The organism is Methanococcus maripaludis, assembly GCF_013760955.1.
In the GTDB taxonomy this organism is placed as follows: domain Archaea; phylum AGJL01; class Methanococci; order Methanococcales; family Methanococcaceae; genus Methanococcus; species Methanococcus maripaludis_A.
On record NZ_JACDUL010000002.1, the window covers coordinates 348,645 to 369,720 of the forward strand.

23 protein-coding genes and 1 tRNA gene are annotated in these 21,076 nt (G+C 34.2%); 17 read left to right on the top strand and 7 right to left on the bottom strand.

What is annotated here, in order from left to right; genetic code table 11:
* The first annotated feature begins 10 nt into the window (after window positions 1-10).
* From HNP90_RS04670 to HNP90_RS04700, 7 genes are read left to right on the top strand one after another with little or no spacing between them, the layout of a single operon-like run.
* The gene (locus HNP90_RS04670) at window positions 11-1,771 is read left to right on the top strand and encodes an ATP synthase subunit A (RefSeq protein WP_011976704.1); all 1,761 of its coding nucleotides are present in this window, start codon (window positions 11-13) and stop codon (window positions 1,769-1,771) included.
* A 34-nt stretch (window positions 1,772-1,805) separates the two neighbouring features.
* Complete coding sequence (locus HNP90_RS04675; protein ID WP_011976705.1) at window positions 1,806-3,194, top strand: V-type ATP synthase subunit B; 1,389 nt, start codon at window positions 1,806-1,808, stop codon at window positions 3,192-3,194.
* 46 nt (window positions 3,195-3,240) lie between these two features.
* Complete coding sequence (locus HNP90_RS04680; protein ID WP_011976706.1) at window positions 3,241-3,885, top strand: V-type ATP synthase subunit D; 645 nt, start codon at window positions 3,241-3,243, stop codon at window positions 3,883-3,885.
* A 21-nt stretch (window positions 3,886-3,906) separates the two neighbouring features.
* On the top strand, window positions 3,907-4,272 hold the full coding sequence (locus HNP90_RS04685) for a DUF22 domain-containing protein (protein ID WP_011976707.1): 366 nt from the start codon (window positions 3,907-3,909) through the stop codon (window positions 4,270-4,272).
* 56 nt (window positions 4,273-4,328) lie between these two features.
* Window positions 4,329-4,718, top strand: coding sequence for a DUF61 family protein (locus HNP90_RS04690; RefSeq protein ID WP_011976708.1), 390 nt, complete (start codon window positions 4,329-4,331; stop codon window positions 4,716-4,718).
* Window positions 4,719-4,725: 7 nt separating this feature from the next.
* Complete coding sequence (locus tag HNP90_RS04695; RefSeq protein ID WP_169929111.1) at window positions 4,726-4,902, top strand: hypothetical protein; 177 nt, start codon at window positions 4,726-4,728, stop codon at window positions 4,900-4,902.
* A gap of 13 nt (window positions 4,903-4,915) precedes the next feature.
* Complete coding sequence (locus HNP90_RS04700) at window positions 4,916-5,185, top strand: monovalent cation/H+ antiporter complex subunit F (protein WP_011976709.1); 270 nt, start codon at window positions 4,916-4,918, stop codon at window positions 5,183-5,185.
* Window positions 5,186-5,218: 33 nt separating this feature from the next.
* Here HNP90_RS04700 and HNP90_RS04705 read toward each other — a convergent pair whose 3' ends face one another.
* The gene (locus tag HNP90_RS04705) at window positions 5,219-5,866 is read right to left on the bottom strand and encodes a TIGR00288 family NYN domain-containing protein (RefSeq protein WP_011976710.1); all 648 of its coding nucleotides are present in this window, start codon (window positions 5,864-5,866) and stop codon (window positions 5,219-5,221) included.
* A 72-nt stretch (window positions 5,867-5,938) separates the two neighbouring features.
* Window positions 5,939-6,733, bottom strand: coding sequence for a 5'/3'-nucleotidase SurE (gene surE, locus HNP90_RS04710; protein WP_011976711.1), 795 nt, complete (start codon window positions 6,731-6,733; stop codon window positions 5,939-5,941).
* 430 nt (window positions 6,734-7,163) lie between these two features.
* Between surE and HNP90_RS04715 the strand changes: the two genes are divergently transcribed.
* Window positions 7,164-7,973 carry a DUF7839 domain-containing protein gene (locus HNP90_RS04715; RefSeq protein ID WP_011976712.1) on the top strand — a complete coding sequence of 270 codons (810 nt, stop codon included), beginning with the start codon at window positions 7,164-7,166 and terminating at the stop codon, window positions 7,971-7,973.
* A gap of 32 nt (window positions 7,974-8,005) precedes the next feature.
* On the opposite strand, the gene hdrB is transcribed toward HNP90_RS04715, so the two are convergent.
* Together hdrB and hdrC are read right to left on the bottom strand one after the other, a co-directional pair.
* Entirely contained in the window at window positions 8,006-8,887 is an 882-nt protein-coding gene (gene hdrB / locus HNP90_RS04720; RefSeq protein WP_011976713.1) for a CoB--CoM heterodisulfide reductase subunit B, read from the bottom strand.
* A 34-nt stretch (window positions 8,888-8,921) separates the two neighbouring features.
* Window positions 8,922-9,476 (bottom strand): CoB--CoM heterodisulfide reductase subunit C, encoded by a 555-nt coding sequence (gene hdrC, locus HNP90_RS04725; protein WP_011976714.1) that lies wholly within the window; start codon window positions 9,474-9,476, stop codon window positions 8,922-8,924.
* Window positions 9,477-9,607: 131 nt separating this feature from the next.
* Between hdrC and HNP90_RS04730 the strand changes: the two genes are divergently transcribed.
* The 3 genes from HNP90_RS04730 to HNP90_RS04740 are packed head-to-tail and all read left to right on the top strand — an operon-like array spanning window position 9,608 to window position 12,142.
* Window positions 9,608-9,913 (top strand): DUF167 domain-containing protein, encoded by a 306-nt coding sequence (locus tag HNP90_RS04730; RefSeq protein WP_011976715.1) that lies wholly within the window; start codon window positions 9,608-9,610, stop codon window positions 9,911-9,913.
* Between the two features lie 23 nt (window positions 9,914-9,936).
* Window positions 9,937-11,139 (top strand): YcaO-related McrA-glycine thioamidation protein, encoded by a 1,203-nt coding sequence (locus HNP90_RS04735; protein WP_011976716.1) that lies wholly within the window; start codon window positions 9,937-9,939, stop codon window positions 11,137-11,139.
* A gap of 34 nt (window positions 11,140-11,173) precedes the next feature.
* Complete coding sequence (locus tag HNP90_RS04740) at window positions 11,174-12,142, top strand: YbgA family protein (RefSeq protein ID WP_011976717.1); 969 nt, start codon at window positions 11,174-11,176, stop codon at window positions 12,140-12,142.
* Window positions 12,143-12,163: 21 nt separating this feature from the next.
* Here the strand turns inward: HNP90_RS04740 and HNP90_RS04745 are convergent.
* A tRNA-Ala gene (locus HNP90_RS04745) sits at window positions 12,164-12,237 on the bottom strand.
* A gap of 130 nt (window positions 12,238-12,367) precedes the next feature.
* Here HNP90_RS04745 and HNP90_RS04750 point away from each other — a divergent pair.
* The 5 genes from HNP90_RS04750 to HNP90_RS04770 all read left to right on the top strand — a co-directional run bounded on the left by HNP90_RS04750 (window position 12,368) and on the right by HNP90_RS04770 (window position 19,406).
* Window positions 12,368-13,819 carry an NAD(P)/FAD-dependent oxidoreductase gene (locus HNP90_RS04750; RefSeq protein WP_011976718.1) on the top strand — a complete coding sequence of 484 codons (1,452 nt, stop codon included), beginning with the start codon at window positions 12,368-12,370 and terminating at the stop codon, window positions 13,817-13,819.
* Window positions 13,820-13,829: 10 nt separating this feature from the next.
* Window positions 13,830-15,260, top strand: a complete 1,431-nt coding sequence (cysS, locus tag HNP90_RS04755) for a cysteine--tRNA ligase (protein ID WP_011976719.1) — start codon at window positions 13,830-13,832, stop codon at window positions 15,258-15,260.
* A gap of 37 nt (window positions 15,261-15,297) precedes the next feature.
* Entirely contained in the window at window positions 15,298-15,915 is a 618-nt protein-coding gene (locus HNP90_RS04760; protein WP_011976720.1) for an IMPACT family protein, read from the top strand.
* Window positions 15,916-15,948: 33 nt separating this feature from the next.
* Window positions 15,949-17,793, top strand: a complete 1,845-nt coding sequence (locus HNP90_RS04765) for a S16 family serine protease (protein ID WP_011976721.1) — start codon at window positions 15,949-15,951, stop codon at window positions 17,791-17,793.
* A 68-nt stretch (window positions 17,794-17,861) separates the two neighbouring features.
* Entirely contained in the window at window positions 17,862-19,406 is a 1,545-nt protein-coding gene (locus HNP90_RS04770) for a 2-isopropylmalate synthase (protein WP_011976722.1), read from the top strand.
* 103 nt (window positions 19,407-19,509) lie between these two features.
* On the opposite strand, the gene cyaB is transcribed toward HNP90_RS04770, so the two are convergent.
* Together cyaB and HNP90_RS04780 are read right to left on the bottom strand one after the other, a co-directional pair.
* Complete coding sequence (gene cyaB / locus HNP90_RS04775) at window positions 19,510-20,073, bottom strand: class IV adenylate cyclase (RefSeq protein ID WP_011976723.1); 564 nt, start codon at window positions 20,071-20,073, stop codon at window positions 19,510-19,512.
* Entirely contained in the window at window positions 20,070-20,504 is a 435-nt protein-coding gene (locus HNP90_RS04780) for an Rrf2 family transcriptional regulator (RefSeq protein ID WP_011976724.1), read from the bottom strand. The genes cyaB and HNP90_RS04780 overlap by 4 nt, the downstream gene beginning before the upstream one ends.
* Window positions 20,505-20,602: 98 nt before the next feature.
* On the opposite strand from HNP90_RS04780, the gene moaC reads away from it, so the two are divergent.
* On the top strand, window positions 20,603-21,064 hold the full coding sequence (gene moaC, locus HNP90_RS04785) for a cyclic pyranopterin monophosphate synthase MoaC (protein WP_011976725.1): 462 nt from the start codon (window positions 20,603-20,605) through the stop codon (window positions 21,062-21,064).
* Window positions 21,065-21,076: the final 12 nt, after the last annotated feature.

Genomic DNA, 21,076 nt, shown 5'->3' on the forward strand with positions numbered 1-21,076 from the left:
AGGTGAAAATATGGTCGTCGGTAAAATTATCAAAATATCCGGTCCGGTTGTTGTTGCCGAAGGCATGAAAGGTTCCCAGATGTTTGAAGTGGTTAAAGTAGGAAACGAAGGTTTAACCGGGGAAATCATTCAGTTAACTGAGGACGAAGCAATCATTCAGGTTTATGAAGAAACCGCTGGTATCAAACCAGGAGAAGGAGTTACAGGAACTGGTGCTCCATTATCCGTAGAGCTCGGCCCTGGTATGTTAAAAGCAATGTACGATGGTATTCAAAGACCTTTAAACGAAATCGAAAATGCTACAGATTCAATTTACATCCCAAGAGGAGTAAGCGTTCCATCAATCTCAAGAGTAATTAAATGGGACTTTGAACCTACTGCAGCAGTTGGAGATGAAGTTATAACTGGGGACGTTATCGGTACAGTTCAAGAAACTGCATCAATCGTTCACAAAATCATGATTCCTTTCGGAGTTAGCGGTAAAATCAAAGAAATTAAATCAGGCAGCTTCACTGTTGAAGAAACAGTTGCAGTTGTTGAAACCGCTGATGGCGAAAAAGAAATACAAATGATGCAAAAATGGCCTGTAAGAAAGCCAAGACCATCAAAAGGAAAACAAGCTCCAGTAATTCCATTAATTACTGGCCAAAGAGTTGAAGATACATTCTTCGGACTTGCAAAAGGAGGTGCTTCAGCAATTCCAGGTCCATTCGGAAGTGGAAAAACTGTTACACAACACCAGCTTGCTAAATGGTCTGACGTGGATGTTGTGGTATACATCGGTTGTGGAGAAAGAGGTAACGAGATGACAGAAGTTATCGAAGAGTTCCCACACTTGGATGATATCAAAACAGGAAACAAATTAATGGACAGGACCGTATTAATTGCAAACACATCAAACATGCCGGTAGCTGCTAGGGAAGCTTCAGTATACACCGGAATTACAATTGCAGAATACTTCAGAGACCAAGGACTCGGTGTTCTCTTAACTGCTGACTCAACATCAAGATGGGCAGAAGCAATGAGAGAGATCTCAGGTAGACTCGAAGAAATGCCTGGGGAAGAAGGATACCCTGCATACCTTTCATCAAAACTTGCTCAGTTCTACGAAAGAGCAGGAAGAGTTGAATGTTTAGGTTCAGAAAACAAACAAGGATTCGTATGTATTGTAGGTGCAGTATCACCACCAGGTGGTGACTTCTCAGAACCAGTTACATCAAACACATTAAGAATTGTTAAGGTGTTCTGGGCATTGGATGCAAACCTTGCAAGAAGAAGACACTTCCCTGCAATCAACTGGTTAACAAGTTACTCACTCTATATTGACGACATCGCTGGCTGGTGGCAACAAAACACCGCAGCAGACTGGAGATCATTAAGAGATGAAGCAATGAGCTTACTCCAAAAAGAAGCTGAGCTCCAAGAAATTGTTCAACTTGTTGGTCCAGATGCACTTCCAGACAGAGAAAGAGTTATCTTAGAAATTGCAAGAATGTTAAGAGAAGACTTCTTACAGCAAGATGCATACCACGAAGTAGACAGCTACTGTTCACCAATAAAACAGTACCACATGTTGAAAATCATCATGACGTTCTACAAGAAAGGTTTAGATGCAGTTGCTAAAGGTGCTGACCCAGCAGGTATTTCAGCTGTTACTGTAAAAGGAGACATTGCAAGAATGAAATACTTAGTTGAAGAAGAATTTGTAAACACGAAAGTACCTGAAATCATTAACAAAATGGAATCCGAATTAGGTGCTTTAATCAAATAACCTAATTTAATTTTAAACTGTAAGGAGGGTTATCATGGACGCTATGCAAAAAACCATAGAATACACATCCGTCTCCAGAATTGCTGGTCCTTTAATGGTTATTGATGGAATCGAAGGAATTGCTTACGGTGAAATTGTAGATATTACAACTCCAAACGGAGACAAAAGAACCGGGCAAGTTCTAGAAGCTAGAGAAGAAATTGCTGTTGTTCAGGTATTTGAAGGAACTTCAGAATTAAACACCAGTGAAACAAAAGTAAGATTTACAGGAGACACTGCAAAAATCGGTGTATCATACGATATGCTCGGTAGAATCTTCAACGGTGCAGGAAAACCACTCGATGGCGGACCAGAAATCATCGCTGAGAAAAAATTAGATATCAACGGTTACCCATTGAACCCAGTTTCAAGAAACCCGCCAAACGCGTTTGTTCAAACTGGTATTTCAACAATCGATGGTACAAACACACTCGTTAGGGGTCAAAAAATCCCGATCTTCTCAGGATCCGGTTTACCACACAACAAGCTTGCTACACAAATTGCAAGACAAGCTAAGGTAAGAGGAGAAGGTGAACAGTTTGCGGTAGTATTTGCTGCAATGGGTATCACTGGTGAAGAATCAAACTACTTCATGGATGAATTTAAGAAAACCGGTGCTTTGGAAAAAGCGGTTGTTTTCATTAACTTAGCAGACGACCCTGCAATTGAAAGAATTCTTACACCAAGAATTGCACTCACAACTGCAGAGTACCTTGCATACGAAAAAGGAATGCACGTGCTTGTTATCTTAACTGACCTTACAAACTACTGTGAGGCATTAAGGGAAATTGCAGCTGCAAGAAACGAGGTACCTGGAAGAAGAGGTTACCCTGGTTACATGTACACTGACTTAGCTTGCCTCTACGAAAGAGCAGGAAGAGTTAAAGGTAGAGAAGGAACAGTAACACAGATTCCAATTCTTACAATGCCTGATGACGATATTACACACCCAATCCCGGACCTTACAGGTTACATTACCGAAGGACAGATTGTGCTTTCAAGAGAATTAAACAGGAAAGGTATCTACCCACCAGTTGACATCTTGCCATCACTTTCAAGGCTTGCAGGTAACGGCCAAGGTGAAGGAAAAACAAGAGACGACCACTCAAAAGTTATCAGCCAAGCATACGCTGCATACGCTGAAGGTAGAGGTTTAAGAGACCTTGTAGCGGTTGTTGGGGAAGAAGCACTAACCGAAAGAGACAGATCATTCTTAAAATTCGCTGATGCTTTCGAAAACAGCATTGTTACTCAAGGAGTAGATGAAGACAGAAGCATTGAAGAAACACTTGATTATGTCTGGGATTTATTAACAATCTTACCTAGAGAAGAACTCAAGAGAGTTTCCGACGAATTAATTGAAAAATACTTACCTAAAAAATAATTCAGAAGCTGAATTATTCCCATTTTATTAATCTAGGGGGATAGCAATGGCAGACGTAAACCCTACAAGAATGGAACTTCTAAAGTTGAAAGGAAAAATTAAACTTGCAGAAAAAGGACACAAACTCTTGAAACAAAAAAGAGACGCCCTTATGATGGAGTTTTTTGAAATCCTTGATCAAGCTTCTGGAATAAGAGATAAAGTAAATGATGCTCTTTCACAAGCATACAAAGACTTGATAATGGCTCAGGCAGTAATGGGTACTTTATCAGTTAAAGAAGCTTCATTTGCAGCTAAAAATGATAACATCGACTTAGATGTGGATATGAGAAACATCATGGGTATCGATGTTCCAGTATTTGAAATTTCAAACGTAAAAAGAGATATTTCAAATAGAGGTTACAGCCCTTACGGAGTTTCCTCAAAATTGGATGAAGCTGCAAAGAACTTCGAAGAAGCTTTAGAACTTATTACAGAACTTGCAGAAATCGAAACTTCGATAAAATTACTCGCTCAGGAAATTATCACAACCAAAAGAAGAGTTAACGCTCTTGAATACGTTGTAATTCCAAAAATGAACGCAACCAAAAAATACATCGCTATGAGACTTGAAGAGATGGAGAGGGAGAACTTCTTCAGATTGAAAATCATTAAAGCGAGAATGGATGCTAAAGAAGCTGAAGAAGCATAATTCAACATCGCTGGTGGTTTTATGTTCAGAATTACTGGAAAAATTAAGGAAATTGAAGAAAAAATTGAAAGCAAAAAACAGGGCGAAACCAAACTAGAAATAGTTGGTCAGAAAGTCCCAGTTTTTGCAGCAGAAACTGTTGAAATTAAAGCAGGCGAAATTAAACCGATAAACATTTCGAAAATTTGCTTGCCTAAAAAAACAGTTTTGATGCCTTCTGCATACATTCAGCACAAATTAGGTAACATGGTATCCTTAGGAGAAGAAACCCCTGTTCCTTTCGAACATGAAAGATGTCTCGAATACGCAATCTTTGTTGCAGTAAAAGAAGGAACTATTAAAGAAGGAGAACTCATTGGAACCATTGTAGTACTTCATGCTGAATAATTAAATACCATCAATACTAACTTTTTTTAACTTTTCAATAAAATTTACGTGAAACAATGGATAAAGAAATTTATAAATTTCTGCACAATTTAAAATCCAATTTTAAAAGAAAAACCTTAAACGAACTTTTAAAAGAAGATAAACCATATTTAATAGTAAACGGACAAAGACATAGAATTAAGAAAAAGGAACTCGAGTTCATAAAAGAAAGTATATCTGGAGATATAAGACTTCCAATAATATTGGAAGTTGATTCAAGTTATGACTCTGGAACTGTAAAAATAGAAGGAATTGAAGAAGTAAAATTGATATCAAAAATTTTAGGAAAAAAGGTCAGTCTTTTTAGTGAAGAAAATATTCTTTATATCTACAAACCTGAATTAAGGGAAGTTAGAAGAAAATTACCGACAACGACACAGTACTTATTTAGAATAGGCCTTAACTAGTGATAATATGCTAAAAAAGAAAAAATATTATGGAAGAGACCCATTAAAGAAGCTTATGAATGATCCGGAAAAAAGCGAAAAAATTTATAAGATACTCTTCCTAGTAAATATATGGGTTTGGTTCTCAATGTTTATTGGTGCAGTTATCTTTGTAATATGGGCCTACAAATTCCTATCAGCGTAATTCAGGTGGTTTTATGAACGAATATGTATTATACTTCACCATGATTTCATTAGTGTTTGGTGCGTTTTCTGCGTTAAAATTAGCATTTAGAAAAGAAACTTCAAACGTACTTATTGGAGAAGGCCTAATGGCTGTAATAATTGCTACGTTTTTAGTAATATTGGCAGAAATATACTCGATTGCATATGTAGAAACCGTAGCACTATTACTCTTGGTATGCGGCCCAATTGGAACAATTGCATTTTCAAAATTTATGAAAAAAGGAAATCCTGCAGATTTATAACCAAATAAAAAAGAATTTATTTTTAAGTTTAATTTATTTTTTGAGCCAGTTTATACTGTTGCTTATTCCATCTTTGAATGAATCAGTGCTGCTTTTTTTAGGCTCTGAATTTTTCTGAACTTCAGTATTTTCTTCAGGCCCACTTTCTGAAGCTGAAATACTGTGTTCTCTTTCTCGTTTTTTCTGTTCTAATTTTTCTTTATCAAGCTCAAAGTCCTCTTCTACTCGAATTACATGGTCAGCAATATTTTGAATTGCAGTACTGAATCCTGGTTCAGCACCAACAACGATGATCTGTTTTCCACGTTCTTTGGCTTTTCTGATTGCAGGTAAAAAATCCGCATCCCTTGTCATGTAAACAAGTGTATCTAGATTTTTATTGAATATCAATTCGGTTCCGTCAACTGCCATCTCAACATCAACGTCTCCTGCAGAGATTCTTGGCTCAAATCCCTGATTTGCAATGGCTTCAATTAATTTATCTGATGCGTATTGGTTTAAATAAACTCTACCAACAACAATATCGCCAAACTGCTCTAACGCATCCCTTACTTTATCCAGATCAACATTGAATTCTTTTCTTAACATGTTTGGTCCATCAATAAGTAAAGCCATCTTATTAGTCCCTTTTTTGCTGGTTTTTACGTAAAATTTCTTTAAATTGCCCAGTTTTTTCCACATCTATCTCACGACCAAAAATTAACAAAATTAAAAATTAAGTAAATAACTTATTCGCATCTAAACTATTTAAATCTAGAACTTTTTAGCATATTTTTCTTTAAATTCATCTAGATTTTTAGCAGTATTATCCAAAGTAAGTGGGGTTACTGATACATTTCGTTTATTTCGAACTGCATATACATCAGTACCATCTTCTTCATCCATTACAGGATATCCATCGAGCCAGTAATAACTCCTACTTCTTGGATCGATTCTTTCTTCAACATGCATTGAATACATACGTTTAGCAAGTTTTGTAATTTCTACAGGCGTATTTTCTGTAGCATTATCTGGAACATTTATATTTACCACATCACAGGGAAATTCATCGCCTAAAAACTTTTTAAATACATTTTTGACAATTCTGGCAGTAGTCAAAAATTCAATCGGGCTTTCGCCTTCTTTAAATTTTAAATGATCCATTGTAACCTGAAGCGAACATGCAAGTGCCTTTGCACCATGATGTGCACCCTCAAATGCAGCACCAAGTGTTCCTGAAGTTGTAATTTCGGTTCCAAGATTTTCACCGATATTTATTCCAGAAATTACGTAATCGGGAACTTTCTTTAAAACCTGATGTATTCCTAAAACAACACAGTCGGTTGGAGTTCCCGATACTGCGTAGCCTTCAGAACAGTCGGCAAGTTTTGTTTTAGTAATCCTGAGTGGCTCAAACAAACTTATTGCTCTTCCGATACCACTCTGCTGATTAGTGGGTGCTACAACAGTAACATTTGCATCGAATTCTTCACCTATTACATTTTTAAGTGCTAAAAGACCATTTGAATAAATCCCATCATCATTTACAAGCAATATTTCCATCGTCATAAAAAATCACCATTATATTGATATTATTGTCTCACAAATATTTATACAACTGCATATCAGGACTAAATAATCAATCAATTGAGTTTTGGAGGCCCATATGCTCACAAAAAACATATATACCATTATTACATGTTTATTCTTTGTGCATTTAGCACGCCTATCTATAATTTGTGGGTTAAAAGGTGTATGTATTCATACCCCTTTTATTTTATTTAATTAAATGTTAAATATTCGACTTTTTTGAATTCAGTACATCTAATTTAAAACTAAGGTTTTCATATATTACTATATTAAATTATACTATTTTTAAAATTGTGTTTTCGGATTCAAAATTAAAGTTAATTTTTTAAGATTAACGTAAAAAGTATATATACTAGCCGATTTCATATTATTATTAAAGTTAATTTGATAAGTGAGTTTTGGTGGATTTATGAAAAAAAGAAATATTACCGAATTTCAAATACTTTCAGAAGTTGTTAGGAGACAGCCGCATATAAAACAGAAAGAAATTGCAGACATATTGGGCATAACTGTTCAAGGGGTTTCAGAACATATGCGAAATCTCATAAAAGACGAACACATCAGAAATAAGGGAAGAGGGGAATATTTAATAACTGAGAAAGGAATGGCTTTCCTAAAAACATGGATTTCTGATTTTAAAAATTATTTAAACGATGTAAATCAAAATTTATACCGTTATAAAGACGTATGGCCAGCAATTGCTTCTGAAAATATAGCTCCGGGAGACACTGTTGGAGTATATATGAAAAAGGGAGTAATTTATGTTTCAAAAAATATCGAATCCGACGCAACTGCAAAGGTATTTTTAGGAGGAAATTCTGGAGACGACGTTGCGATACATGAAATTCATGGGCATATCGAAGTTCATAACGGAAAAGTTATCGTGTTAAAAATTCCTTCTGAAGTTATGGGCGGATCTAGAAATGTCGACTATGAAATTGTAAGAAATACACTTGAAGAACATCCTGATGCAGTAATTGCAACTGCAGGAACTGTTGGAACGGTTATAGTAAATAAACTTGAAATTCATCCAGATATTAGATTTGCAGTATCTGAAGGAATCGTTTCTGCATGCAATAGGGGTTGCGATGTTATTGCGATAATTACGGGTAAAATGGCGGAAAAAATAATAAAAACGATTGATAAAAATAAAATAAGCTACACTCTTTTAAATGCATCAAAAATGACTGATTCAGATGAAAATCCCATGTTTTTATAAATTTTTATAATTTTTAAAAAAAGAAAAAGAGTTTAGTATCCTAATTTTTGGAGTAATGGTTCTGGAGAAATGAAATTTACATCTAAAGCTACATCTTTTGGTTCCATTCCCATTGCAAGACCTAAAAGTTGTGATAAGTGTACAACAGGGAATCCGTATTCTTTACCTAATTTTTCTTTGATTTCGATTTGTCCCCGGTCGAATTGTAACTGGCAGAATGGACATACGTTAACTGTAGCATCAGCGCCTACTGCCAACATGTTTTCGATTTTTTCCTGAGTCATACTTAATGCAAGGTCCAATTCTTTAGCCCTTACACCACCACCTGCACCACAGCACATCATTTTGTCTTTGTATGCTACTGATTTAGCACCTGTTGCTTCAACGAGTTCGTCAAGCATTGTTGGGTTTTCAGCACCACCAAGTCCTTTTGCTGAGGTTGGTTTTAAAAAGTGGCATCCGTAGTGAACTCCGATGTTTACACTTAATGGTTTTACAACATTTTCTCTGATTTTGTCTACACCGAGGTCGTTGTAGATTAATTCAGCGAAGTGTCTTACTTTAACAGTTCCTTTGTACTCTTTTCCAACTTCTTTGAGCTGTTCGTTTACCATTGCTAAAGCTTCTTTGTTTTCGTGTAACATGTGTGCAGCTTCGTATAATGAACCGTAGCATCCATTACATACTGTAACAATGTCTGTTCCCATTTCTTCAGCAATTACTAAGTTTCTTGCAGCTAATGTTAACCAGGTCTTTTGGTCGAATGAACCAAATACCCCCGGAGCTGGACAGCAGGATGCACCAGGCATGTCAACTAATTCCACACCTAATTTTTCCATTACTGTTCTTGTAGCTGATTCAACACCAGCGTACCTGTTTGGCATGATACATCCAAGGAAAAACGCGTATTTCATCAATATCACCATCTTAAATTATGAAATTCGTAAATTATTGTTTTAAACCCATTGTTTTCCAGTCAAATCCGATTAATTCATCGAATTTTAAGTTTTTAGCAATTGTTCTGATTTCATCCATGTCTTTTTGGCTGAATTGTGCAATTGGTGCTTTTTCAGCGAGACCGATTGATTTTCTTAATTTTGCTGTATCTTCGTTTGCAGGTACTGCGTGACCAGCTTTTAAAACATATACTGCTGTCATTTTGTGGGGGGTTGCCATGTTTCCTTTTTTAGCTGCTAAGTTTCTGATTGTTTTAATAATCTCAGTTACTTTAACATCTCTTGGGCATCGTTCATAGCAAGTGTAGCAGGTTGTACATTTCCAGATATCGTCACTGTCTAAAACACTGTCTATACCGAGTAATGCCTGTCTTATTACTTTTCTTGTTCTGTATGCAGTTCTTCTACCACTTGGGCAGCTTCCTGTACAGGTACCGCACTGGTAGCATGATTTTAATGAAGCTACTTCTTTTTCTCCAGGAACCGGAGTTCCAGCTTCAATGATTTCGTTCACAAAACCTTTGTTCAACTCTTCAGCTTTCATCATCCTTAACACCTCTAGGATACTTTGGTTTATATATAATATATTTATTGGTAATCGATATCATATATTATACTCTAGTATAATACATTAGTATTTTTAATAGGAATTCGAATATTATTTAAGACGGTGGTATTTTGATTGAGGAAATAGTCAAAGAATCAGAAAAAGGAATTTTAATTGATATCGAAGTTACTACAAACGCTAAAAAAAATGAAATTGGAAAAATTAACGAATGGCGTAAAAGAATAGAAATAAGAATTAGAGAACAACCAATCGAGGGCAAGGCAAACAAGGCAATTGTAAAATTTTTGAAGGGAATCTTTAAAAGTGAAATATTTATAAATTCTGGAACAACGTCATCACAAAAAACAGTACTTATACCAGATAAAACAAAAGAAGATGTTGTAAAAATTTTAAAAAAGGAAATTAAATCAATTTAATCTTATCAAATTAAAGTGATAGTATGGAAAATGACATTAACTATACTCTTGCAGCTTATAGAATCTGCACCCCTGAAGAAACTTTTGAAAAAATAGAACCGATAATAAAGGAAATCGGTGTTACAAGAACTGCGAGAATTGATGGACTTGATAGAATTGGAATTCCTGTTTTTTCATCGATTAGACCTTCTGCAAAAGAGGGTGCAATCAGCGTATATGCTGGAAAAGGTGCTACTGAAATTCAAGCAAAAGTTTCATCCACGATGGAAGCAATTGAGAGGTATTCTGCGGAATTTGACGAAAAATCAAAACTCGAAATTACAAAAGCACCAGAAAACCCCGTAAACTTGGATGATTTAATTTTACCGGATGGAAAAAGTGCAGAATATATAGATACTGATGGAATTGAATGGGTATATGGGAAAGATATTATCAGCGGAAAAACCTTTGAAGTTCCAATAAACAGTGCTGTTCACCCGCATGACGGAAAAAAATTATTTAGAAGTAATACCAATGGTCTTGCATCTGGAAACTCTGAAGAAGAAGCAGTTTTTCACGGAATGCTTGAGGTAATCGAAAGGGATGCATGGAGTATCTCAGAACTTTCAAAAAACACGTATAAAAAGTTAAATGTTGAAAATGCGAAAAATCCATTAATTTTTGAACTCCTTGAAAAATTTAAAAAAGCGAAAGTAAACATCATCTTAAAAGATTTGACAAGCGAAGTTGGAATTCCAACAATTGCGGCAATTTCAGACGATGATGTGTTAAAAGACCCTGCACTTTTATGTATGGGCGTTGGATGCCATTTACACCCGGAAATTGCAGTTTTGAGAGCATTAACCGAAGTTGCACAGAGCAGAGCAACACAAATCCACGGGGCACGGGAAGATACAAATCGGGGAGATGTCGTAAGAAGAATAAGTTATGACAGGCTGAAAAGAGCACATAAAAAGTGGTATAGTTTTAAAAATGAGATAAACATTGAAGATATGCCGAATGAAGCAAAATTAAATCTTAAAAAAGACATTGAAACAGTTAAAAGTACACTAAAACAGCACGGTTTTGATAAAATCATAACTGTTAAATTAAATAAAACTGAAATCGATGTTTCAAGAGTTATTATTCCGAAAATGGAAATGTACAGCGTTGATAGAGATAGAATTTCACTCTGGATTAAAGATAGGATTAGAAGAAACCTTGAAAGTAATTTAAATTTAATTTAACCATTTTTACCAATTTTTGAAATTTGGGGAAATTATGAGAAATTTCAAAAAACCGGATGTTTTGATTAGTAAATGCATCGAACACGGGCGATGTAGATACGATGGGCAAATGATTTCAAGCGATTTTGTTAAAAGTACTAAAAAATATTTTAACTACGTTTCAGTATGCCCTGAAGTTGAAATAGGACTTTCAATTCCAAGAAATTCATTAAAAATTGTTTTTGAAAATGGAAAATTTGAATTCATTCAAAATATTACGAATAATAAGTATACTTCAAAAATTACGCAATTTTCGTCTGATTTTTTAGATTCTATTGAAAATATAGATGGTGCAATATTAAAACATAAATCTCCATCCTGTGGAATAAAAAACGTTAAAGTTTATACTACAAAAGGAAACCCGACAATCCAAAAAACAGAGGGTTTTTTTGCAAGAGAAGTTTTAAATCGATATCCACATATTACAATTGAAGAAGATTCACGTCTTAGAAATAAAAGAATAAAGGACCATTTTTTAACCAAATTGTATACCCTAAAAGATTTTAAGGAAGTTAAAGAGTCAGAATCTATAAAAGAACTGGTGGAGTTCCATACAAACAATAAATTCTTATTTATGGCATACAATCAAAAACAAAACGACTTCCTTGGAAATACTGTTGGAAATCATAACAAAAATTTTGATAAAATTATAAAAATTTACGAAAAACATCTTGAATTACTATTAAAACGGCCTTCATCGATTGGATCAAATATTAATGTTCTCATGCATATTTTTGGATACTTATCCAATAAACTTTCAAAAGATGAAAAAGCGCTGTTCATCGATTCACTTCAAAGATACCATAATGAACTGGACTGTCTTTGTGTACCAATAATTCTTTTAAAATCATGGGTTATTAGATTTAATGTTGATTATTTAAAAAAACAGACATATTTCGAACCGTTCCCTAGTGAACTTGCAGATAATTCTGAAATTTTTAAAAGAGACTACTGGAAAGGTTAAACCATTTTAAAATAAACTAGGTGGACTGAGCGGGATTTGAACCCGCGGCTTCCGCATAGCCAATGCGGCACTCTCCCAGTCTGAGCTATCAGCCCAATCCAGCTTAATTTTTGACTGTTTTTAGTATATAAATATTCCTATTCGAAATCCTTTTAAAAAATTATAAAACTTTCAAAAAAAATAAATTTATACTGTCTTTTTGAAAAATAATTCAAAGGTAGTTTTATGGAAAATTTAGAGAATTATTTTGACGTTGTTATCATTGGAGCAGGTCCTGCAGGCCTTTTTGCAGCGTACGAATTATCGAAATATAATGCATTAAAGATTTTAGTAATTGATAAGGGAAAAGATGTTTTAGATAGATATTGTGCTGCAGATAAACTTAAAAAATGCATAAAATGCGAACCGTGTCAAATTTTGCATGGTGTTGGCGGTGCAGGCGGATTAAGTGATGGAACACTGAATTTAAGGCCGGATATTGGCGGAAATTTATTTGAAATAACCAATAATGAAAATTATGCATGGCAACTTATTTTTGAAGTCGATAAAATCTTTTTAGATCATGGTGGCCCTAAAAAGCTTTCGAAAGGATCTTCTGAAAATATAAAATCCCTTCAAAGGTGTTCTGCACAAAATGGAGTTAGATTTATCCCAATTATTCAAAGACATATCGGTTCAGACCATACAAAACAGCTGATTAATAATATCAAAAATACCCTTCAAAATCGAGGGATTTCTTTTTTATTAAATACTGAAGTTTTGGAATTTAAAAAAAATAAAGTATTTGTAAATAATTCTGGAAAAGAAGAACAGATTGAAACCAAATACATAATCGTTGCTCCAGGAAGGGGGAATGCAGGCTGGTTTTTAAAAATTTCTGAAAAAATCGGTTTAAAAGCAAATCACGGGCCAATCGATGTTGGAGTAAGGGTCGAAGTTCCAGCAATAATCATGGAATCGATTACCGAAATAAATCACGACCCCAAATTTCATATTTACACGAATACATATGATGATTTTGTAAGAACGTTCTGTACAAACCCGTACGGCTTTGTAGTTGAAGAAAATTATGGAGATACAATTGGAGTAAATGGACACTCGATGGTTGACAAAAAAAGTGAAAACACGAACTTTTCATTTTTAACCAGAATCGAACTTACCGAGCCAGTTGAAAACACAACAAGTTATGGAAAAAGTATCGCAGAACTTACAACAACCCTCGGTGGTGGAAAACCAATTTTACAGCGATTGGGTGACTTAAAACGTGGAAGGCGCAGCACCTGGGGGAGACTTGAAAAAAGCAGTTTTGATCCTACATTGAAACAGATTACTCCCGGAGACATCGCAATGGCACTACCGCACCGAATTGTTACAAATATAATCGAAGGACTTGAAAAACTCGATAAAGTAATTCCCGGAGTTTCTGATGACCATACATTATTATATGCGCCGGAAATTAAGTACTATGCAATGAAAACAAAAGTAAATAGTGATTTGGAAACTAGTGTTTCCGATATTTTTGCTGCTGGAGATGGTGCAGGCCTTTCGAGAGATATTACGAATGCCTGTGCAACAGGAATACTTGCAGCTCGCGGAATTCTTAAAAAAGAAGGATTTAAAGATATATTTAAAGACGAATCCACCAATTGGCAGGAAAAAATAGAAACTATGGAATAATGGGATGATTATGCTAAAAGTTTACAACACACTAACAAGAAAAGAAGAAGAATTCAAACCACTAAATGAAAATGAGGTAAAAATGTACGTTTGTGGTCCAACGGTCTACGATCATACCCATTTGGGGCATGGGCGAACATATGTTTCATTTGATATCATTCGAAGGTACCTCGAACATATCGGATATACAGTAAATCTCGTCATAAATTTTACAGATATTGATGATAAAATTATCAAAAGATCACAGGAAAAAGGAAAAAATCCAAAAGAACTTTCAGAAACTTTTGTAAATGTATTTTTAAACGATATGGCAACATTAAAAGTAAAACCTGCAGATATCTACCCAAAAGTTACTGAACACATCCCTGAAATCATAGCTTTTATTGAAAAATTGATTGAAAAAGGTTTTGCATACAAAACTGAAAATGGCGTTTATTTCGAAGTTAAAAAATTCGAAAATTATGGAAAATTAAGCAATATTAATTTGGAAGATTTGATTTCGGGGGCTAGAATCGAACCTTCGGACGAAAAGAAAAACCCTGAAGACTTTGCACTCTGGAAAACTGCAAAACCGGGAGAACCTAAATGGGAAAGTCCATTTGGAGAAGGGAGGCCAGGATGGCATATTGAATGTTCTGCAATGAGTTCAAAATATCTTGGAGAACAGTTTGACATACACGGCGGCGGACGGGATTTATCGTTCCCACACCACGAAAATGAAATTGCACAGAGTGTTGCATATTCTGGAAAAGATTGGGTTAACTACTGGTTGCATACCGGATTTGTAATGGTTAATGGAGAAAAAATGAGCAAATCATTAGGAAACTTTATAACTATCGAGGATATTTCAAAAGAGTACGATCCCGAAATTTTAAGGTTTTTCTTTATTCAAAGGCACTATAGAAGCCCAATTGATTATACTGCTGAATCGATGAGTCATGTTAAAAATAATCTTGAAAAAATATACAATGTGATTGAAAACATAAGAATTTCGCTTGAAAAATCTGAAAAGTCTGGAATATGGAACGAAAATGAATTTTTACTCTACGATATTTTAAAAAATTCGAAACATAATTTTTATGAAGCAATGAATTCAGATTTTAACACTGTTGAAGCATTAAAATCAGTATTTGAAGTTTCTAATGGAGTTAATAAATATTTAAGTTTGGTAAAAACCCCAAGTGAAGGTTTACTTCTGAAAGCATTCGATTTCTTTAAAATTGTTGGGGAAATATTTGGATTATTTGAAAATTACTTTAAAGAATCCTCAGAATCAAATGATGAAGGATTTGTTAAATTTTTAATTGAACTGCGGTCAGATTTAAGGTTGCAAAAAAATTACGAAATGTCTGATAAAATAAGGGATGGATTAAAGGAATTGGGCTACCAAATCGAGGATAATCCAAAAGAAGGTACAGTATTTAAAAAAATAAACATTTAATATTATAATCCTTATTTTGAATTTTAATTAATTTTGAGTGGTATTTTTGCAAGAACATTTCTATAAAACTCTTAAATCTTTTTCAAAAGTTGAACTGGTTTTTAAAGGCTCTCTCTTTATCGGATATGGAAAACCAGTAAAAAGCGAAATTGAAGCAAAAGAGTTTATAAATGAAATTAAATCCATTCACAGCGATGCAACACATAACGTTTCTGCATATCGCATAGATACTGAATATAACTTTGCAATGAAATACGATGATGATGGTGAACCGCAAGGGAGTGCCGGAAAACCAATCTACAAAGTTATAGAACTAAAAAATCTTCAAAATACAGTTATTGTTATTACAAGATATTTTGGAGGAGTTAAATTGGGATACGGTGGACTTGTGAACGCATACAGCGATACTGCAACCGAAGTTGTAAATTCAAGCGGAATTTTGGAGGTTTTCGAAAAAGTTCATGTTTTAGCCGAATTTGACTACTCGGAAATACAGAAAGTTAAACAAATTATTGAAAATTTCGGAAAAATTGTCGATGAAAACTATTTTGATGTTGTAAAATTTAAAATAGAAGTTAAAAAAGGACTTGAAGATGAATTAATTAAAAAGCTGGTCAATTTAACAAAAAATAAAATAAAAATTGGTAATTTATAATTGATTTGACATAATTTTAGTCAGGGGATTTTTATGAAAAAACTTATCACAATTTTCACAATTTTAATGTCGATAATTCCGGCATTTGCATTTGATTTGGAAAATAGCACGGAATTTGAAAGTTACGTTAGTATCACAGCTCCTGCAGTTTCGATAACTGATGAAGGCTATGTTGGAGCAGCTGTTGATATCGACGTAAAAGTTTCTACTGGTGAAGGCCATGCGTATATGGACACTTTACCACTTACGGACATTGATATGCAAGGGTCAGCTAGAATTGCATCAAAAGTGGCATTTGACACCTGTGGAAAAGATAGTGATGATTACGATGTTTATTATATCATCAGATCAGACGTTCCAACAGTAGGTGGGCCTTCTGCAGGTGCAGTTTTAACTGTTGCAACGATTGCTGCAATAAATAACTGGACATTGAATAAAAACGTCATGATGACTGGGATGATAGGTCCAGATGGAACAATCGGACCTGTTGGAGGAATACTTGAAAAAATTGAGGTTGGTGCTGAAAAAAACGTCGATTATTTCCTTATTCCCTATGGACAGCGACATCAAATCGATGAAAACAACGAATCAATTGATAGTATCGAATACGGTAAAACTCTCGGAATTAACGTTGTTGAAGTAAGCAATATTTACGATGCAGTCTACTACTTTACAAATTATGAAATTGAAACAGATTACGAAAAAAACCCGATGATTGATAGCAAATATAATCAAATTATGGGAGAATTATCCAAAATTACATTAGAAAACGCTAAAAAAAGCCTTGAAGATGTTCAAAATTTAGATCTGTCAATATTAAATTCTTCTGAAAAACAGGAATTTGAAGAAGGCATTCAAACCGCATCAAATTTAGTCTACCTTGGAAACGAACTGCATTCAAGCAGTAATTATTATGCGGGAACGTCGAGAAGCTTTAATGCATTGGTAATATTTGAAACACTGCAGTCAAAATATTTATACAGAAATAACGAATCTGTTAAAAATTACCTTTCAGAAGTAAATGAAAGCATAACTGAAAAAAAGAACTATGTATCAGATGCAACTTTAACAAAAAACAATGTTGAATACGTATTTTCATCAAAAAGTAGAATATATGAAGCTTCTGAATTAATGGATGAAGCATTTTATCAATTTGATAAAGGAAATTTAACTTCCGCACTGGAATATGCAGCATATGCAAAGTTGAGGGCTGAAACTGGAATTTGGTGGCTTGAACTCTCGCCTGAAGAAGAAAATCCTGAAGAAATTGATGAAAAAGACTTAAAATATCTTGCAAGAGAATACCTCGATAATTCGGAAATCGTTGTTGTATATACTTCGACAGTTCTTTCAGAAGAACTCGTAGCTTATCCATTACTACAGATTGAAGATTCGATCGATCTTTACAATGAAAAAGAGTACCTTCTTTCGATGTCAAAAAGTATCGATGCATATGTTTATTCAACAACCATTCTTGATTATACCACAGATGTAGATTATTTATCGGATTTAGCTGAAAAAAAGATAAATAAAGCTGAAAACTGCGTTTTAAATACGGAAAACAATTCAGAATATATCCCGGTTTCTGCGCTGAGTTATTTCGAATATGCGGAAAATCTGGATGATAAATATTCAAAAATTCTTTATTTCAAATATTCAATAGCCTACGCCCAGATGAATATGGACATACTAAAAGAATTTGATAGTGATGCTTTTAAATATGAAGAAAAAAGCTCAGATTACGAAATTTCGGGAAATTCAAATAATTCAGACTTGTTTGGGCAGGATTACAAAATTTACTTTATAAATATCACTTATCTAATCACAGGTCTGCTTTCAGGCATTTTAATAGGAGTTTGGTATCGTAAAAATAATTAAATAGTTCCTTAGCATATTATCTTTAAAATTACATTATTTGAATATTCTACTTAGTTAATGGTGATGATATGGAATCTTATTTACACAGCAACGAAATTATTAAAAACTCCCTGAAATCTATGAAACTGCCAAAAAAGGTGCGGGTATTCGATACTACGCTACGTGATGGGGAGCAGACTCCAGGAGTTTCTCTAACACCAGATCAAAAACTAGATATCGCTACAAAATTAAGCGAAATTGGTGTTGATGCAATAGAAGCAGGTTTTCCGGTTTCTTCCGAAGGCGAACAGGAATCCATTAAAAAAATTACATCCATGGGGCTCAATGCAGAAATCTGCGGACTTGCAAGAGCTGTTAAAAAGGATATTGATATTGCAATTGACTGTGGTGTTGACAGCATTCATACATTTATTGCAACTTCCCCACTACATAGGGAATACAAATTAAAAATGAGTAAAGAAAAGATTATCGATATTGCAATTGAATCTATCGAATACATTAAAGAACACGGCATAATTGTAGAATTTTCTGCAGAGGATGCGACAAGAACCGAACTCGATTATTTAAAAGAAGTTTACAAAAAAGCGGTTGAAGCAGGAGCAGACAGGATAAACGTTCCAGATACTGTTGGAGTTATGGTTCCACATTCAATGACTTACCTGATTTCAGAACTAAAAAAAGACATAAAAGTTCCTTTATCAGTACACTGCCACAATGACTTTGGAATTGCGGTTTCAAATTCAGTTGCTGCAGTTGAAGCTGGTGCTGAACAGGTTCACTGTACCGTAAATGGACTTGGTGAAAGGGCAGGAAATGCATCATTAGAAGAAACCGTGATGACATTAAACATGGTTTATGGAATAGAAACTAATGTAGATACAAAAATGCTCACAAAACTCTCAAGAATCGTTTCAAACTATACTGGAATCAAAACGCAACCAAATAAAGCAATTGTTGGGGAAAATTCATTTGCTCACGAAAGTGGAATTCATGCACATGGTGTTTTAGCACATGCACTAACTTATGAGCCAATTGATCCTGCAATTGTTGGAAACAAACGTAGAATTGTTCTTGGAAAGCATAGTGGCGCTCATGCGATAAAATCAAAACTTTCGGAAATTGGTGTTGAAATTGGGGATGCCCTTTCAAAAGAACAGTTTTGTGAAATAGTTGAAAGAGTAAAAGCAATTGGTGACAAAGGAAAACTAGTAACCGATGCAGATGTAATGGCAATTACTGAAGATATTACTCAAAGAACCATAAAATCTGAAAGAATCGTTGATTTAGAACAGTTTGCAGTAATGACTGGAAATAACGTACTTCCAACTGCAAGCGTTGCATTAAAAGTAAGGGATAAGATCTATAAAACATCTGAACTTGGAGTAGGTCCTGTTGATGCAGCATTAAAAGCAATTCAGGCGGCAGTTGGTGAAAATATTCGATTAAATGAATACAATATTAGTGCAATTTCTGGAGGAACTGACGCTATCGCAGAAGTTACAGTTAGACTTGAAAATCATGAAAAAGAAGTTATTGCAAAAGCCACTGGCGATGACGTTGTCAAAGCATCAGTAGAAGCAGTTATTGATGGAATAAACAAACTTATGAGTTAATTCCATCTTTTTTATTTTTTTAAAAAAATTAAGTTAGTGTAAAAAAAACAGCGGGATTGTAGAACATACCATTGCCAATCCAATAAATAATGCTACCATTTTTCTATTTTCCACAGTTCCCTCTCCGCAATTCTAAATAAGATCTCTTTTCTAATTTATCAGTACTGATATTTAAACTTTTCAGTAAATTTAGAAGTTCTTCAAGAGCTTGTTCTCGTTTTGAATCGTCATCCACAACTTTTTCAATTTCAAGGTAGTTCCCAACAAAATCTACATTATCAAATGAAACTTCGATGTCATCTTTTCTGTAAATTTCTCTTACTTTCCTAACAGGATCTACAGGTTTAAACCCGAGTTTTTCAAAAATTTTGTACATTGAATCCATTTCTAAGATTTCTACTTCGATTTCTTCTCTTGTTTTTGAAATGGTATCTAATTTTTTTCCCTTGTATGTAACGTATACCGTTCCTTTGTTTGAATCTAGATTTAAAGATTTTCTTATCCGTAAGGCTTCATCAGTTATTTGAAAATCGCGATCTATCCCATTAAAATATGTATCAATCTGTTCTTTTGTTTCGTTTTTTTCAAAACCCATACTGTTTAGTTTTTCGAGTATTTTTTTGGAATCTTCGTCATTTAAACTAACCTTTATCTCTACTTCGATCATAAAAGCACCACTTTATCAGTTATCTCTTTTAAGTTATCTTTTAAATCGTTGAATTCAAGATTTTCTATAACTAACCAAACCCTTACCTTGTTTCCTTCTTTTTCAAGCGTGGTTGATAAAATATTTCCATTTATCTCAGAAATTTTCGAAGAAATACTTGCCAAAAGCCCTATTTTGTCTTCAGCAACTACCTGGACTTTAATAGTAATTAAATTTATATTTTTTTTCTTTAAAACGTATCTTCCTTCGTTTGTTAAAAAAACACCGCCAGTTTTTCCCTTTTTCGTTTCGATAAATCCAAGATCCCTTAAAACCCGGATGTATCTATCAATATTTTTCGGGTGTGTTTCAAGTTCAGCTGCAATTTCCCGAGTTGTGCTGTACTTTTCAAGTAACGTAAGTATTTTTTCAGTGAGCCCGTCGATCTTCATTATTTTTCACAACTTAAAATCAAATAACTTAAATAAAATTACAAAACAATATACGAATATTCTTTTTCTTAATAGTATCTATTCAAAAGGCGATAATTGTGCTTACACATGTTGATGAAAATGGCGTAAAAATGGTCGATGTTTCTAAAAAAAAGGATGTCGAACGAATATGCACTGCGGTTGGATTTATAAAACTTAAAAAATCAACTATTGAAAAAATTACCAAACAAGACGTTATTAAAGGCGATGTTTTAACAACTGCACAAGTTGCTGGAGTTATGGCGGTTAAAAATACTTCAAATATTATTCCAATGTGCCATCCGCTTCCAATTGAATCTATAAAAGTTAATTTTGAGATTTTTGAAGATAAAATCAAAGCAGAAGCGAGAGTAAAAGCAACATACAAAACAGGAATTGAGATGGAAAGTTTAACCGGAGTTTCTGTTGCACTTTTAACGATTTGGGACATGGTAAAAGCAATTGAAAAGGATGAATTTGGACAATACCCAGATACTCAAATTTACGGAATAGAAGTTACCGAAAAAATTAAAAAAGAGTAAAATATTTTTAAT

Bases quoted from the DNA above. Each gene is read 5' to 3' on its own strand.
- hdrC (WP_011976714.1), bottom strand. From the start codon at position 9,476: ATGATGAAAGCTGAAGAGTTGAACAAAGGTTTTGTGAACGAAATCATT.
- hdrB (WP_011976713.1), bottom strand. From the start codon at position 8,887: ATGAAATACGCGTTTTTCCTTGGATGTATCATGCCAAACAGGTACGCT.
- HNP90_RS04695 (WP_169929111.1), top strand. From the start codon at position 4,726: ATGCTAAAAAAGAAAAAATATTATGGAAGAGACCCATTAAAGAAGCTT.
- HNP90_RS04765 (WP_011976721.1), top strand. From the start codon at position 15,949: ATGAAAAAACTTATCACAATTTTCACAATTTTAATGTCGATAATTCCG.
- HNP90_RS04740 (WP_011976717.1), top strand. From the start codon at position 11,174: ATGAGAAATTTCAAAAAACCGGATGTTTTGATTAGTAAATGCATCGAA.
- HNP90_RS04685 (WP_011976707.1), top strand. From the start codon at position 3,907: ATGTTCAGAATTACTGGAAAAATTAAGGAAATTGAAGAAAAAATTGAA.
- HNP90_RS04770 (WP_011976722.1), top strand. From the start codon at position 17,862: ATGGAATCTTATTTACACAGCAACGAAATTATTAAAAACTCCCTGAAA.
- HNP90_RS04670 (WP_011976704.1), top strand. From the start codon at position 11: ATGGTCGTCGGTAAAATTATCAAAATATCCGGTCCGGTTGTTGTTGCC.
- HNP90_RS04700 (WP_011976709.1), top strand. From the start codon at position 4,916: ATGAACGAATATGTATTATACTTCACCATGATTTCATTAGTGTTTGGT.
- HNP90_RS04750 (WP_011976718.1), top strand. From the start codon at position 12,368: ATGGAAAATTTAGAGAATTATTTTGACGTTGTTATCATTGGAGCAGGT.
- HNP90_RS04735 (WP_011976716.1), top strand. From the start codon at position 9,937: ATGGAAAATGACATTAACTATACTCTTGCAGCTTATAGAATCTGCACC.
- HNP90_RS04690 (WP_011976708.1), top strand. From the start codon at position 4,329: ATGGATAAAGAAATTTATAAATTTCTGCACAATTTAAAATCCAATTTT.
- HNP90_RS04780 (WP_011976724.1), bottom strand. From the start codon at position 20,504: ATGAAGATCGACGGGCTCACTGAAAAAATACTTACGTTACTTGAAAAG.
- HNP90_RS04675 (WP_011976705.1), top strand. From the start codon at position 1,806: ATGGACGCTATGCAAAAAACCATAGAATACACATCCGTCTCCAGAATT.
- cyaB (WP_011976723.1), bottom strand. From the start codon at position 20,073: ATGATCGAAGTAGAGATAAAGGTTAGTTTAAATGACGAAGATTCCAAA.
- HNP90_RS04715 (WP_011976712.1), top strand. From the start codon at position 7,164: ATGAAAAAAAGAAATATTACCGAATTTCAAATACTTTCAGAAGTTGTT.
- cysS (WP_011976719.1), top strand. From the start codon at position 13,830: ATGCTAAAAGTTTACAACACACTAACAAGAAAAGAAGAAGAATTCAAA.
- HNP90_RS04680 (WP_011976706.1), top strand. From the start codon at position 3,241: ATGGCAGACGTAAACCCTACAAGAATGGAACTTCTAAAGTTGAAAGGA.
- surE (WP_011976711.1), bottom strand. From the start codon at position 6,733: ATGACGATGGAAATATTGCTTGTAAATGATGATGGGATTTATTCAAAT.
- HNP90_RS04705 (WP_011976710.1), bottom strand. From the start codon at position 5,866: ATGTGGAAAAAACTGGGCAATTTAAAGAAATTTTACGTAAAAACCAGC.